General features: G+C 55.4%; 13 protein-coding genes. 10 read left to right on the forward strand and 3 right to left on the reverse strand.

Annotation, left to right across the window (positions count from 1 at the left end; genetic code table 11):
- The first annotated feature begins 50 nt into the window (after positions 1-50).
- From QIT27_RS03790 to QIT27_RS03815, 6 genes are all read left to right on the forward strand, one after another.
- Positions 51-911 carry a glycine betaine ABC transporter substrate-binding protein gene (locus tag QIT27_RS03790; RefSeq protein ID WP_285262932.1) on the forward strand — a complete coding sequence of 287 codons (861 nt, stop codon included), beginning with the start codon at positions 51-53 and terminating at the stop codon, positions 909-911.
- Between the two features lie 343 nt (positions 912-1,254).
- Positions 1,255-2,142 (forward strand): sugar phosphate isomerase/epimerase family protein, encoded by an 888-nt coding sequence (locus QIT27_RS03795; protein ID WP_285262933.1) that lies wholly within the window; start codon positions 1,255-1,257, stop codon positions 2,140-2,142.
- A 46-nt stretch (positions 2,143-2,188) separates the two neighbouring features.
- Complete coding sequence (locus QIT27_RS03800; RefSeq protein ID WP_285262934.1) at positions 2,189-3,091, forward strand: hydroxypyruvate isomerase family protein; 903 nt, start codon at positions 2,189-2,191, stop codon at positions 3,089-3,091.
- A gap of 36 nt (positions 3,092-3,127) precedes the next feature.
- A complete protein-coding gene (locus QIT27_RS03805; protein ID WP_285262935.1) occupies positions 3,128-4,816 on the forward strand; it encodes a GMC oxidoreductase in 1,689 nt (562 codons plus the stop codon).
- The gene (locus QIT27_RS03810; RefSeq protein WP_285262936.1) at positions 4,813-5,472 is read left to right on the forward strand and encodes a gluconate 2-dehydrogenase subunit 3 family protein; all 660 of its coding nucleotides are present in this window, start codon (positions 4,813-4,815) and stop codon (positions 5,470-5,472) included. Before QIT27_RS03805 ends, QIT27_RS03810 begins: the two co-directional genes overlap by 4 nt.
- An 18-nt stretch (positions 5,473-5,490) precedes the next feature.
- Entirely contained in the window at positions 5,491-6,300 is an 810-nt protein-coding gene (locus QIT27_RS03815; protein ID WP_254436397.1) for a 3-keto-disaccharide hydrolase, read from the forward strand.
- A gap of 182 nt (positions 6,301-6,482) precedes the next feature.
- Here the strand turns inward: QIT27_RS03815 and QIT27_RS03820 are convergent, their stop codons facing one another.
- The 3 genes from QIT27_RS03820 to QIT27_RS03830 form a co-directional block, all read right to left on the reverse strand.
- Positions 6,483-7,718: a nucleoside permease gene (locus tag QIT27_RS03820; protein WP_159343078.1), complete on the reverse strand. Its 1,236-nt coding sequence runs from the start codon at positions 7,716-7,718 to the stop codon at positions 6,483-6,485.
- Between the two features lie 73 nt (positions 7,719-7,791).
- Entirely contained in the window at positions 7,792-8,871 is a 1,080-nt protein-coding gene (locus QIT27_RS03825; RefSeq protein WP_285262937.1) for a sugar phosphate isomerase/epimerase family protein, read from the reverse strand.
- A gap of 2 nt (positions 8,872-8,873) precedes the next feature.
- Entirely contained in the window at positions 8,874-10,052 is a 1,179-nt protein-coding gene (locus QIT27_RS03830; protein ID WP_254436396.1) for a Gfo/Idh/MocA family protein, read from the reverse strand.
- A 246-nt stretch (positions 10,053-10,298) separates the two neighbouring features.
- On the opposite strand from QIT27_RS03830, the gene QIT27_RS03835 reads away from it, so the two are divergent.
- The 4 genes from QIT27_RS03835 to QIT27_RS03850 all read left to right on the forward strand — a co-directional run bounded on the left by QIT27_RS03835 (position 10,299) and on the right by QIT27_RS03850 (position 14,239).
- A complete protein-coding gene (locus QIT27_RS03835) occupies positions 10,299-11,297 on the forward strand; it encodes a LacI family DNA-binding transcriptional regulator (protein WP_159343076.1) in 999 nt (332 codons plus the stop codon).
- 101 nt (positions 11,298-11,398) lie between these two features.
- On the forward strand, positions 11,399-12,409 hold the full coding sequence (locus QIT27_RS03840; protein WP_285262938.1) for a DctP family TRAP transporter solute-binding subunit: 1,011 nt from the start codon (positions 11,399-11,401) through the stop codon (positions 12,407-12,409).
- Between the two features lie 59 nt (positions 12,410-12,468).
- Entirely contained in the window at positions 12,469-12,948 is a 480-nt protein-coding gene (locus QIT27_RS03845; RefSeq protein WP_285262939.1) for a TRAP transporter small permease, read from the forward strand.
- On the forward strand, positions 12,938-14,239 hold the full coding sequence (locus tag QIT27_RS03850; protein WP_285262940.1) for a TRAP transporter large permease: 1,302 nt from the start codon (positions 12,938-12,940) through the stop codon (positions 14,237-14,239). The genes QIT27_RS03845 and QIT27_RS03850 overlap by 11 nt, the downstream gene beginning before the upstream one ends.
- Positions 14,240-14,501: the final 262 nt, after the last annotated feature.

Here is a 14,501-nt window from a genome sequence, read left to right on the forward strand (position 1 = left end):
ACGGCAACAGTCGTTGTATCGAGATCAATAGTAATAACAGAGGAATGATTATGAAGAAAATCTCATCAACGTTGTTAGGCCTGAGCATGGCGCTGGTGGCGGCTTCCGGCCACGCCAACGACAAGCAGTTGGTCATTGGTACCAATAATTGGGCTGAAAATATTGCCGTCGCCAATATGTGGAAAATCGTGCTGGAAGAAGAGCACGGCTACGATATCGAGCTGACCGACGTAGGCAAAAGTGTGCTGTACAGCGGTTTGGCCAATAATGATTTCGATATCTCGCTGGAAATTTGGCTGCCCACCACGGACAAGGAGTTCCTGGCGCCCTATAAAGACGAGATCGATGTGCACGACGTGTGGTACGAAGGCACGGGGCTGGGCATTGTAGTACCGAGCTATGTCGATATCGATACTATCGATGCGTTGCGCGATAGCGCCGATCAGTTCTCTTACCAGGGCCGCCCGACCATCGTCGGCATTGACTCCGGCTCTGCCATTGCCGGGCTGACGGACGAGGCCATCGATGCTTATGACCTGCCGATGCGTCAGCTGTACAGCTCCGACCCGGCGATGATGGCGGCGCTCGATGATGCTTATCAGCGTGAAGAGCCCATGGCCGTGACGCTCTGGAGCCCGCACTGGGCCTTTGCTGAGTATGATCTCAAGTACTTGGAAGATAATCAGGGCGTGTTCGGTGAAAGCGACGATATTTTCTGGTTCTCCCGCAAAGGCTTCGCGGAGGACGACCCGTGGCTCACCCAAGTGCTGAACACGTGGCATATGAATGACGATACGCTGGGTGGGCTGATGGCGACGATTGAACAGCAGGGCGACCCCGTAGAAGGGGCGCGCACCTGGATTGGCGAGAACCGCGAGTTAGTCGATACGTGGCTGGCTGCTGGCGAATAAACGCGACTCTTTATGCCCAGTGGGCGTGCCATCAAGTCCCTCAACGCCTCACGCTTAATGCGTGGGGCGTTTCATTTGTATATTGACTAAGACGAAAGTTTTAGTTTTCTCGATGACTTGATAAATGCTTTATAACCAGTTGCTTATACAGTTTCTGTTAGGAGGTATAGGCTTTTAAAACAAATAAATGAAGGAACTCGATGAGGCTGGCTTGCACAAGCGCTATCCATGATCTAAAAAAATGTAACCGATTACATTTTGTCTTGTTAAGGCAGTACGGAAAAGGTCGCTAGGCCATTACCTAGCCAATCACCTAATAACCTAACAATGAAATGAGGTGGACATGGATACGTTGAACAACCAACAACCCTCACGCGCTTGCGCGTTGCTTGCCGTCGGTGCGGTAACGCTCACAACGCTGAATATGGCAGATGAGGCCCAGGCTCAGCATGCCAGCGCAGCAGCTTTACCCATTGCGGTTCAGATGTATACGCTACGTGATTTTGGCGATCTTGAAGAGCAACTGTCTGTTGTCAATCGAGCGGGCGTCTCTGCCATCGAGACGGTGGGCACTCAGCAAGTAACCGCCGATGCCCTCAATGTATTGTTAGAGAAACATGCGCTTGAAGTGATCTCCAGCCATGTAGCGCTAGAGGATTTACGCCATCGTTTAGACGAAACGATGGCTTTTAATCAGTCGGTGGGTAACGACACGCTAACCATGCCGTACCTAGATGAGAGCGCACGCCCTAATGATGCTGAAGGCTGGCAGGCTCTGGGTGAAGAGCTAGGCAGCATTGCTGCAACCTTAGAGGCCGAAGGTTTCCGTTTGGCCTACCACAACCATGATTTTGAGATGGAGATGTATGACGGCAAAACAGCATTGGAGCATCTGTTTGATGCGGCGGGATCGGATTTGTTGGCGGAATTGGATCTTGCCTGGGTGGCTCGTGGTGGGCTGGACCCGGTGGAGTATGTCTCTCGTTTCGATGGCCAGCTTTTCGCTATCCACGCCAAAGACAACGCCCCAGAGGGCACTGCTCAGGATCAGGGTGGTTTTGCGACGCTAGGAGAGGGGGAGTTGGATTGGGATGCCATTTTACCCGCCGCCGAAGCTTCGGATGTTGAGTGGTACATCATCGAACATGATATGCCCCACGATGCGGAAGCCGTCATCACCCGTGGAAATAGCTTTTTAGAGGAGAAACTGTCAGCGCTTCGTGAAGAGTAAGCACGCTTAAGCCATCTCTTTCAGATGACGTACGCGAGGGTACCTTATGAAGCGCTATTCTCTTGATCGACGCAGCCTGCTGCGTCACAGCATGACCGGTGCGCTTGGCTTGACGGCTTTGCCTTACCTAGGGGGGCGGTCGTTAGCCGATGACACATCTCACCAAAGACGAGTATTGAAGGGCAATATTCATCACTCGGTCGCGCGTTGGACATTCGACTTTTTGCCTCTTGAGGGGCTCTGTCAGCTTTCAACCGAATTGGGTATTAAAGCGATTGACCTCGTTGGGCCAGAAGAGTGGCCAATCCTTAAGCGCTATGGACTCGACGCCTCGATGTGTCATGGCGCTGAGTTGAGCCTGGAAGATGGCTGGGGCGATACACGCTTCCATCCGGCACTGATCGAGCGATACCGTCAATATATCGATCTGGTTAGCCAAGCTGGCTATACCAACCTCATCTGCTTTAGCGGCAATGCGCGAGGCATGGACCCTGAGCAGGGGTTGCAAAATGCCGAAGCGGGGCTCAAGCAAGTTCTTGCCCAGGCAGAAGCAAAAGGCGTGGTGCTACAGATGGAGCTGTTCAATAGCAAAATCGACCACCCTGATTACCTTTGCGACAACTCGACATGGGGCATCGAGCTGAGTCGTCGGCTTGGTTCGCCCAACTTCAAACTGCTCTATGACATCTACCACATGCAAATTAGTGAGGGCGATGTCATCCGCACTATCCGTGATCACCATCGTTTTTTCGGCCATTACCACACGGCCGGTGTGCCTGGGCGTCACGAAATAGATGCCACCCAAGAGCTCAACTATCCCGCGATTTGCCGAGCGATCAGAGATACCGGCTTTAACGGCTATATCGCCCAAGAGTTTATCCCTGACCGCGCTAGCCAAGAGGAAAGCATCGAATCACTGCGGGCGGCGATTGCACTCTGCGATGTGTGATTCGCATCGAACAACAACACAACAAGGAAGATGACCATGTCAGATAATCACTACGATGCCATCGTGGTTGGCTCAGGTATTAGTGGCGGCTGGGCCGCTAAAGAGCTAACCGAGAAAGGCTTGAAAGTCTTACTGCTCGAACGTGGGCGGAATATCGAGCATGTGAAGGATTACCATAATGCCCACAAAGAGGCTTGGGACTACCCCCACCGCAACGAACCCACTCAAGAGATGATTGCCGAGTACCCGGTGCTCAAGCGCGACTACCCGCTCAATGAAGCTACCTTGGGAATGTGGGCCGATGAACAGGCCAACCCCTACGTAGAGGAGAAGCGCTTCGATTGGTTTCGTGGCTACCATTTGGGTGGTCGCTCACTCTTATGGGGGCGACAAAGCTACCGGTTTAGTCCGATGGATTTTGAGGCTAACCAGCGTGAGGGTATCGCGATCGACTGGCCGATTCGTTATGAAGATCTCGCGCCTTGGTACGACTACGTAGAGCGATTTGCCGGCATTTCCGGCACCCGCGAAGGGTTGGATATTCTCCCCGATGGTGAGTTTTTGCCTCCCATTCCTCTGAACTGTGTCGAGCAGGAGGTCGCCAAACGGATAGAAAGCGCGTTCGGCGGGCAGCGGCACCTTATTCACAGTCGAGTCGCCAATATTACTCAGCCAAAGCCGGAGCAAAATCGCGTCAACTGCCAGTATCGCAATAAATGTTGGCTAGGCTGTCCTTACGGTGCCTATTTCAGCACTCAGTCCGCTACGCTTCCCGCTGCGGTGGCCACGGGAAATTTGACGCTGCGACCTTTCTCTATTGTCAGCCAAGTACTTTACGACAAGGATCGCCAGCGTGCCCGAGGCGTTGAAGTGATCGATGCAGAAACGCATGACGTTCACGAGTACACCGCCGATGTGGTGTTCCTCAACGCGTCGACCTTTAACACCACCTGGATTTTGATGAACTCTGCCACCGATGTTTGGGAAGGTGGCTTGGGAAGTAGCAGTGGTGAACTGGGGCATAACGTCATGGATCACCATTTTCGCTGCGGTGCTAGTGGCGACGTGGAAGGTTATCTCGACAAATACTACTTTGGACGCCGCCCCGCAGGCTTTTACATTCCTCGCTTTCGCAACGTCGGCGATGAGCAGCGAAGCTACGTACGCGGATTTGGGTATCAAGGTGCTGCCAGCCGCCAAGGCTGGGATCGCGAAATTGCGGAACTCAATATTGGCGCTGATTTGAAGCAAGCGCTGAGCCAGCCAGGTGGTTGGACGATCGGCATGACGGGCTTCGGCGAAATGCTACCTGATCACGATAATCGTATCGCGCTGAATCATAGCGTCCGCGACCAGTGGGGGCTACCGGTCCTGTCGATCAACGTTGAACTCAAGCAGAACGAGCACGCGATGCGTCGTGACATGGTCCAGGATGCTATCGATTTGCTCGAGGCCGCAGGCGTGAAGAACGTCAAAGGTGACGTAGGCGATTATGCGCCGGGCATGGGGATTCATGAGATGGGCACGGCGCGTATGGGCCGTGATCCGACAACCTCCGTACTCAATCGCCATAACCAGGTATGGGATGCGCCGAATGTGTTCGTCACCGATGGCGCCTGCATGACGTCCTCCTCCTGCGTGAACCCTTCGCTCACCTACATGGCACTGACCGCTCGCGCGGTGGACTACGCAGTGGAAGAACTGAAGCGGGGGAATTTGTCATGAATCGTCGCGAACTACTCAAAATGATCGCTTTGACGACGGGGACCGCCATGATCGGTGGCAAGTCTCTCTTAGCCTTTAGCGATACAGGCCGCACCCGTCACCTCTTTAGCAGCCGTGATGTGGAACGAATGAGCGAGCTGGCCGAGACGATCCTACCGAGAACCGAGACTCCTGGCGCCAAAGACGCTGGCGTGGGTGAGTTCATGGCGCTGTTCGTGAGTGATTGTTATACGCCTTCGGAAAGAGAGGTGTTCTATTTTGGTTTGGCGCAGCTTGAGGCGCGCAGCCGGGCGGCTTACGAAAGTGATTTCATGGCGTTAAGCAGCGATCAGCGGTTAGCGCTCATTACTGAATTGGACCGCGAAGCAAAGGCACACGCCCAACGCCTGTCGCGCAGAGAGCAGCCGACGCCTGCTGAGGCGCTGACGGCAGAGACGCAGACCGCTCAAAATCAAACGGCAGATACCCAGTCATCCCTCAACCACACGGATAGTGAGGCTTCGCTTCCGCACTATTTCACCATGATGAAACAGTTGACGCTGTTTGGCTTCTTCACCTCAGAAGTGGGCGCGACGGAGGTCCTGCGCTATGAAGCCGTGCCCGGCCGCTACGACGGCTGCGCGACTTATCAGGGCGAACCTGCTTGGGCCACCTAATAAAGAAGGAGAGCATTCATGAGCTTTCGAGATATCCCGCAGCTAAAGCAACGCCACCGTTCGCAGGGGTATGCCCCCGCCCTCTGTGTGCTGGCCTTCGCCATGGCATCCGATAGCGTAGCAAAGGAAAGCGCCTCGCAAGAGGCGCTAACCCCCGAACAGCAAGCCGCCAACACCGAAGTGTGGACGCCCGTACCCCGCGCGGTGTCGGTGCCTGAGAATGGCGTACCGTCTGATGCCATCGTACTATTCGATGGTGACGATGTAGATGCCTGGGAGGCCGAGGAGGGCGGGCAGGTCGAGTGGCACGTGATGGACGGCGTCATGACCGTCAAGCGGGGCGCAGGAGGGATACGCACACGCCAGGACTTCTGTGATGTGCAGCTTTACTTGGAGTGGCGAGCGCCAGCCGATATGGCAGACATGGAGGGCCAGGACCGTGGCAATAGCGGCGTCTTTTTGCAAGAACGGTATGAAGTCCAGATCTTGGACTCCTACGATAATCCGACCTATCCCAACGGCCAGGCAGCGTCCATCTACAAGCAGTACATTCCTCTGGTCAATGCCTCTCGCCCGCCTGGTGAATGGCAGCGTTACAACATTCTCTATACTGCGCCACGTTTCGACGAGACAGGGACGCTGGAGTCACCTGCCTATGTCACCGTGCTCCATAACGGTGTCGTGGTTCAGCACCATGTTGAAGTGCAAGGCACCACCGAGTGGATAGGAGAGCCCAGCTACGAAGACGCTCATGACTGCGCGCCTATCTATCTGCAAGATCACGATGCGGACGTCAGTTTTCGCAATATCTGGGTGAGGGAGCTATAAGTCAGCACTTCTTGCGTTAGCTAAAAAGCCCCGCCCGTTTTTGCAATTCAGCACTGACGGGCGGGGCTTTTTGGATCTTAGTATTGCTAATCTATCGATGTAAGCGTCGTTTATCCAACATCATTGACCACGATTACCCACCCACTACCGGGCGCCGAGACAGCGCCCGGTAATGCCAACGTTTAACTTCCTTGCAAGCTGGGTGCCGTCGCTACGTTTTTCTCGTTTTTAAAGGTAAGGAAGAAGAGCGCCAATACCGCGATAGCGAAGATCGCTGGGAATATCCAGATGCCTTGCCAGTCGTGCACGCCATTAGTGGAGAAGTGATCGGTGATTTGACCGGCGACCCAGAAGCCTATCAGCATGCCCACGCCGTAAGTAGCCAGTGTGATCATGCCTTGGGCAGAGCTTTTGAATTTCTCTCCCGCTCGAGCATCAGTGTAAATTTGGCCGGTCACAAAGAAAAAGTCATAACATACGCCGTGTAAAGCAATCCCGATCAAGAGCATCCACACCATCTCATCGGCGTTGCCAAAGGCAAACAGCGCGTAGCGTAGCGCCCAGGCCAGCATGCCGATCAGTAGCGTTTTCTTAATGCCAAAGCGATGAATAAAGACGGGCAGCAGCAGCATGAACAGGACTTCGGATACTTGTCCTAGCGTCATTTTACCGGTCGGGTTAGCAACACCGATCTCAGCCAGAAATGGATTGGCGTTTTGGTAATAAAACGCAAGCGGAATACAGATTAAAATAGAGGCAATGAAGAAGATGGCGTAATTACGGTCTTTAAGCAGGGCCAGCGCATCCAACCCCAGGACTTCTTTTAAGCCGACTGGGCCGTTTGCTTTAGGTGGTGTCGCGGGAAGGCTAAAGCTATACAAGCCAAGTGCTAATGACGCGATAGCGCACATCAAAAAGGTGTTCCTCAGCATGCCGTCCGCAATGCCTTGGGAAGAGTCCCAGGCAAAGAGGTAGCTAATTCCCAGGCCTGCCATAATCCAACCGATCGTTCCCCATACGCGAATTTTGGCAAACTCTTGGCCTGGGTCGCTCATCTGGCGAAAAGAGACCGAGTTGACCAGGGCGAGTGTAGGCATATAAAGAATCATATACATCAGTACCAAGGGGTAAAACGTGCTGAAGTCGCTGGCGATATACAGGCCATACATGAGCCCTGCACCCAAGAGATGCAACACGCCCAATATTCGCTCGGCGTTGAAGTAGCGATCGGCAATCAAGCCAATGATGAAGGGCGCGATGATGGCCCCCCAGGATTGGGTTGAGAAGGCCATACCAATTTGGCCGCCGCTGGCATTGAGATTATTTGCCAAAAAAGTGCCTAGGGTGACGAACCAGCCGCCCCAGATAAAAAACTGCAAAAACATCATGATGCTGAGTCGTGTACGTATCATGGCCATGACGTCGTCCTTTGTTGTCGTTGTTGAAAACGTGGTTGTGAGGTTGGCGTTGTATGCGCCTTGAGAAAGGCCGTTAATCGGCCGTTGAGGAAAGGCCGAGGATTCGACGATTGCGCGAGCGACTGCTGCTTACGCTGGCAAAATCATCGAAAGCGCGACCGGCGGGCTGAATCAGATGCGCCTCGATAAAAGGCGCTCCCTCTGCGGCACCCTGCTCCGCATCCTTGAGGCAGCACTCCCACTCCAGCACTGCCCAGCCATCGAACCCGTATTGCGTTAATCGGCTAAAAACAGCGCTGAAATCGATCTGACCATCGCCTAATGAACGGAAGCGACCTGGTCGCTCCATCCAATCCTGATAGCCGCCATACACGCCGCTGCGCGCATTGGGAGTGAATTCGGCATCTTTAACGTGAAACATGCCGATACGTTCATGGTACTGATCGATAAACCCGAGATAGTCGAGCTGCTGTAACAGCAAATGGCTAGGGTCATAGAGAATTTTGGCTCGGCGGTGGTGGTCGACGGCCGCCAGAAAACGCTCGAAGGAAGCACCATCATGTAGATCTTCGCCGGGGTGAATCTCAAAGCAGAGATCCACGCCTACTTGGTCGAAAGCATCGAGGATAGGTGTCCAGCGTTGGGCGAGTTCGTTGAACCCCTCTTCGATTAACCCGGCGGGGCGTTGGGGCCAAGGATAGACAAACGGCCACAGCAGAGCGCCGGAGAACGTTGCGTGTGCCGTCAAGCCAAGCCGCTGGCTGGCTTTGGCTGCCAGCATGAGTTGTTCGATGGCCCACTCGGTGCGTGCCTGCGGCTGACCGTGTAGCTCTTTTGGCGCGAAGTCATCGAATACATCGTTGAAGGCGGGATGCACGGCGACCAGCTGTCCCTGAAGGTGGGTCGACAGCTCGCTGATCACGACTCCCGCGTTCTCGCAGAGGGCGTTTAATTCATCACAATACGCTTGGCTCTCTGCTGCTTTGCGCAAGTCGATAAAGCGGTCATCGATCGTGGGTAGCTGAATGGCACGATAGCCTTTCTCGGCCGCCCAGCGAGCGATGCCCTCTAGGGTATTGAAGGGTGCCTCTTCACCGATGAACTGGGCCAGAAAAATAGCGGGTCCTCGCAGGCCTGTAGACTGGTTGGGCATGATCAAGCTCCTTGTGGATGTGTATCGGGGAGAGGTGTCCATTTCTGGTCGCTTTGTTGACTGGTCGTGACGGCGTCGATAAATGCCATTCCTCGTAGCCCCGAGGCCATGCCAGGCACACCCTCTACGCTTCCTTGCTTGCCCTGCTGGATGGCGGTGGCGAAGTCCCGGTACAGATTGCCAAGTGCTTCCAAATAGCCCTCTGGATGGCCTCCAGGAAGGCGTAAACGCTGCATGACACTGGGAAAAAGGTCGGGCTGGTCGATGCCGGCACGAAGCGTTCGCATCGGAGCCTGCGAGGGGCGATAAAGAAGTGAGTTAGGCTCCATTTGGTGCCACTCAAGCGCTCCTTGGTCGCCGTAAAGGCGTATCTTGAGTGCGTTCTCCTCGCCGCGGCATACTTGACTGGCAATGAGAGTCCCGCTAGCGCCCTGCGCTGTGCGCAACAAGACATCACCATCGTCATCCAGTGAACGACCCTCTGCGTGGCTGTTCAGCGAAGCGCAGAGTTCACTGACGTGGTGACCTGAGATGAACTCGACGAGTCCGAAAGCATGGGTGCCAATGTCGGCCATGCAGCCACTGATACCCGCGAGCTGTGGATCGGTTCGCCAAGCCGCCTGCTTATTTCCTTGTTGCTCCAGACTCTCGCTTAACCAGCCCTGCGGGTATTCCACGTGTATTTTGCGAAGTTGGCCAAGCTGACCGTCTCTCACCATTTCTCGCGCTTGCCATACCATGGGATAGCCAAGGTAGGTATGCGCTAAGCCATAGAGGCAACCGCTGGCCTGCCAACTGACGGCCAAACGCTGCGCTTGAGAGAGCGACACTGCCGCCGGCTTTTCGCAAAACACATGAAAGCCTTTACGCATTGCCGCCTCGGCAATGGGGACATGCAGATGATTGGGAGTGACAATGACCAAGAGCTGCATCCGCTGTGATTCGGGCAGCTGGCTTTCGCTTTCTAAGAGCTGCTCCCAGTCGTCGTAAACCCGTTGGGAGGGGAGGTAGCACTGCTCGCCGGTAAGACGGTTGTTCTCTTTTGAGCGACTGAATGCGCCACATACCAGTTCACAGGTATCATCAAGCCGAGCGGCTAGGCGATGAACCTGACCGATGAATGCGCCTTGTCCACCACCTACCATGCCTAAGCGGATACGTGATGACGTAGGGTGGGACATATAGTCCTCCTTTTTTTTGCTGCATGCATTGGGCTGATCAAGCGCATGCCATTGACGGATCTTTATTGATGTAACCGGTTACATTAAGTTGAAATTAGGTTTCACAACGAGTGACGTCAATGCGACAAAGGTCTATTCGTAACGGGTAAATAGCGCGCTGAGTTTAAAGACGGGATACGGTAAGCTGACGCATGAAACGTCGCATAAGCACCTGCAGGCGACGATGGGCAAGTGATAAGGGAGGCTATGACCAATATACGCAAGGTCGCCGATTTGGCGGGGGTGTCGGTGGCGACGGTGTCGCGCGCCTTGAAATCGCCCGATATCGTTTCTCCCTCCACGCGTGAAAAGGTGCTCAAGGCGGTGGAGCAGGCAGGCTACAAACCGAACTTGATGGCAGTACAGTTTCGCTCTCAACGCACTCACAATCTCGTCGTGCTCGTGCCCACCATTGCGAATACGTTTTTCGCGCGGGTGATCAGCGGTATTCAAGAAGCTGCCCAGGAGCGCGGCTATGGTGTGTTGCTATGTAATACGCTCGGTAATGAAACCATGGAGACCCATTACGCGAGCTTGGTCAGTACGCGTCAGGCCGATGGGGTCATCCAATTGCGAGCGTTCAACCCTTTTGCTGAGAATGCGTTCCCATCCGGCACGCCTTTGCCCATGATCAATGCCTGTGAGGTATTGGATAATGCGCCATGCCCCACCGTGCAGTTGGACAATCGAGGGGCTGCACGGGAGCTGACGGAGCATCTCATTGCCCTTGGCCATCGACGTATTGGCATGATCAAAGGCCCGCGCCGAAGTCCGTTGACGCGCGATCGGCAACAAGGGTACCAAGACGCCCTGGCGGCAGCAGGTATTGCACTGGACGAACGCTTACTGTGTCCTGGTGACTTCACCCCCTCATCGGGATATCAGGCAGCCGATGCGTTGGTCGCCTTGAAAGAGCGACCCACCGCTATATTTTGTGAGAGCGACGAAATGGCGATTGGTGCCATTAGTCGCATCAAAGAAGCTGGACTGCGCGTACCCCACGATATCTCGGTCGCGGGCTTCGATGATATCGCCTTTGCTTACTACAGTGACCCCCCGTTGACGACCATTGCACAACCGGCTGAAGCGTTTGGGCGGACAGCGGTAGACATGCTGATCGATGTGCTGGAAGGAAAGCGCGTTGATAACGTGACTCTGCCCCATGCCCTGGTGACGCGTAACAGCACTGCTCAATGCCGACCTTAGGCGTCTTCCTTTCGCTTGCTAACGGCCTACAATGGGCGGTGTGCCGATGGTTTTGAAAAGCCAGGCACCTTATAAGAACCGATAAAAAAGGATCGATAATAATGACGCTGACACGCTCTATGGCTCGTTTCACCGCTGGCTTGGCTGGCGCTGCACTGCTCTCGGCTGCGTTTTCTGCGCAAGCGCGCGAACTCTCGGTCTCAACCGTGCTTTCAGAAGCCTTTCCTTGGGGCCAAGCCGCCGAGAAGTGGGCGGAATTGGTAGAAGAGCGCAGTGGTGGTGAACTCACCCTGCGGGTTTACCCCAACTCTCAGCTGGTGTCGGGTGACCAAACCCGTGAGTTTTCCGCCATGCGTTCTGGCCTGATTGATGCCGCGGTGGGGTCCACCATCAACTGGTCGCCCCAAGTGCCGGAACTGAACCTGTTCTCTTTACCATTCTTTGTTCCTGATGAGGCCGCCGTCGATGCCGTGACGGGTGGTGAGGCGGGGTCTCTGGTGTTCGAGGCGATCGAGTCTCGTGGCGTTATTCCGCTGGCCTGGGGTGAAAACGGCTTTCGTCAGGTATCCAACTCCCGCGGCCCGATCAGCCAGCCGGAGGATCTGGACGGCTTGAAGATCCGCGTAGTGGGCTCACCGCTGTTCCAGGATACGTTCTCCGCCTTAGGCGCTGACCCTACGCAGATGAGCTGGACCGACGCCCAACCCGCTCTCACCACGGGCGCGGTCGATGGCCAGGAAAACCCGCTGTCGGTCTTTGACGTGGCACGTATCGATCAAGTAGGCCAGGAGCATTTGACCCTATGGAACTACATGAACGATCCGCTGATTTTTGCCGTTAACCAGCAGGTCTGGCAGTCGTTGAGTGACGAGCAGCAAACGATGCTGCGCGAAACGGCCCAAGAGGCGGGTGCCTGGGAAATCGCCATGACCCGTGAGCAGGAGAGCGAGCGTTTGGCCGCGATCCAAGAGCGCGGAGTGACCGTCACCGAACTCACCGATGAGCAGTATCAAGCGTTCGTGGAAGCCACTCAATCCGTCTACGAAAAATGGGCCCCTCGTATCGGTGAAGAGCTGGTCGAGGCCGCTCAAACCGCTATCGACGCCCGTTGATGTTCGTGTGTTTTCACTGCCGCCCGCCAAGGGCGGCAGCTTGCTGATGTGAGGCTGCCATGAAAGGCTTCCCCGATGCGCGCCCCGAGCGCTGGCTCGGTGCGCTCTCCTTGATTGTCATTGCGTTGATTAGCCTGGGCAATGTGGTGACCCGCTACCTAACAGGCGGCTCGTTTTCGTTTACCGAAGAGTTTTCCGTTTTCCTATTGGTCGTGTTGACCTTCGCCGGTGCGTCGGTTGCTTTGCGTCGCGACCGGCATATCCGCATTGGCTTTTTAGAGCGCGCCTTGCCGCCACGGTGGCGAGGCGCGCTGATTCTCTTTCAAGCCCTGTGTGGTCTCGTCGTGCTGGGCTTGATTACCTGGTATGGCGGTAAGCTGGCGTGGCAGGAGTACCAGTGGGAGTCACTGTCGCCGGGCTTGGGGCTACCGCAGTGGTGGTACTTGGTATGGCTGCCCGTATTATCTGCGGCCATGCTATGGCGCTTGGTGCAGCAAACCCGTGACCGTTTGAAAGGGGAGCTAACCAGTGACGCCTGATATTTGGATGATTTTGGCATTTGCCGGGCTGTTAATTGCTGGCGTACCGGTGGCGTTTTCCTTGGCGCTTTCTGGTGCGGTGGGCATCGTGCTGGGTCTGTCGCCGGATATGCTGGCCACCCTGGGTACCAATACCTATAACAGCATCGCTAAATACCCTCTCATTGCGATTCCACTGTTTATTCTCACCGGGCTGATTTTCGAGCGGGCAGGCGTGGCGCTGCGTTTGGTGCGCTTTGCTCAGGCATTGATTGGGCCCCGGCACGGCGGGCTGGCGCTGGTTGCGGTGTTAGTATGTATGATCATGGGCGGCATGAGCGGCTCTGGCCCCGCCGATGCCGCCGCCGTGGCCATGGTGATGCTACCCAGCATGACCAAGGCAGGCTACCCCAAGCCGTTCTCTGCCACGCTGATCGCGGCTTCGGCCTCGACGGCGATTTTGATTCCTCCCTCGGTTGCACTGATTCTCTACTCGATCGTGGTACCGGGTGTCGATCTTCGCGCGCTGTTTGCGGCGGGATTGTTTCCAGGTGTGTTGGCAGGTTTGGCGCTGCTGGTGCCGGCCATGTTGGCCGCCAAACGCTATGGCTGGGAGGGAACACCGGTAGAGGGAGCTGAAAGGCTGACGGTACGAGGCACCTTCCGTGAAGCGCTGCCTGCGTTGTTTGCGCCGGTGCTGATTTTAGGAGGGCTGCGTTCAGGCCTCTTTACCCCCACGGAAGCCGCCGTGGTCGCCGTTGCCTATGGAGCGGTAGTGGGCTTGTTCTTGACGCGAGAACTCACGCTACGCGATGTGTGGGAGCTGCTAGGGGAGGCTGCAATCATCTCGGGCGTGGTCATGCTGATCATTGCGCTGGCAGGTATCTTTGCCTGGGCAGGCACCATGCTGGGCACCTTCCGTCATTTGGCGGAGTGGATCATTGGCTTGACCGACAATGGAGTGCTACTGCTGGTCCTCGTCATGTTAGCGGTGCTGGTGGCAGGCATGCTGCTAGACGCGATTTCCATTTACCTGATCATGATGCCGATTCTGATTCCGGTGATGCATCATTTCGAGTGGAACCCGGTGTGGTTCGGTATTTTGCTGGCCATGAACATTGCGATCGGTCAGTTTACCCCGCCGGTGGCGGTGAATCTGATGGTCACGACGGAAGTCGCCAAGATTCGTTTGGAACATACCCTTGGGTGGGCGCTACTCTTCGTGGTGGCGATGGGCGGTGCACTGGCGCTCGTGGCGATCTTTCCAGGCATTGCACTATGGCTTCCCACGGTGCTGGGTTATAACGTGTGAGCCTCGGATAAACGATGGGTGATAGCCCATGCCGAACAGGCATACGCGTTTCAGGATGTTTAACGCTTACTAAACGTTACAGGCCGCTAAACTAACGAAGAGTGCCAAGCGTGCCTATGGTAAGTGTGATGTGGCCTAAGCGGGCTGCCCGTTTCGTTTTGCCAGCTATGTCGATGGTGACATCGCCCGCCGATGGAAATCGTGAAACATCGGGTGTGAATGCTGCACTGCACGACACGCTAAATTGCATCGCGCTTCGCCA

Origin of the sequence: Halomonas sp. LC1 (assembly GCF_030247125.1) — a bacterium.
GTDB lineage: Bacteria > Pseudomonadota > Gammaproteobacteria > Pseudomonadales > Halomonadaceae > Vreelandella.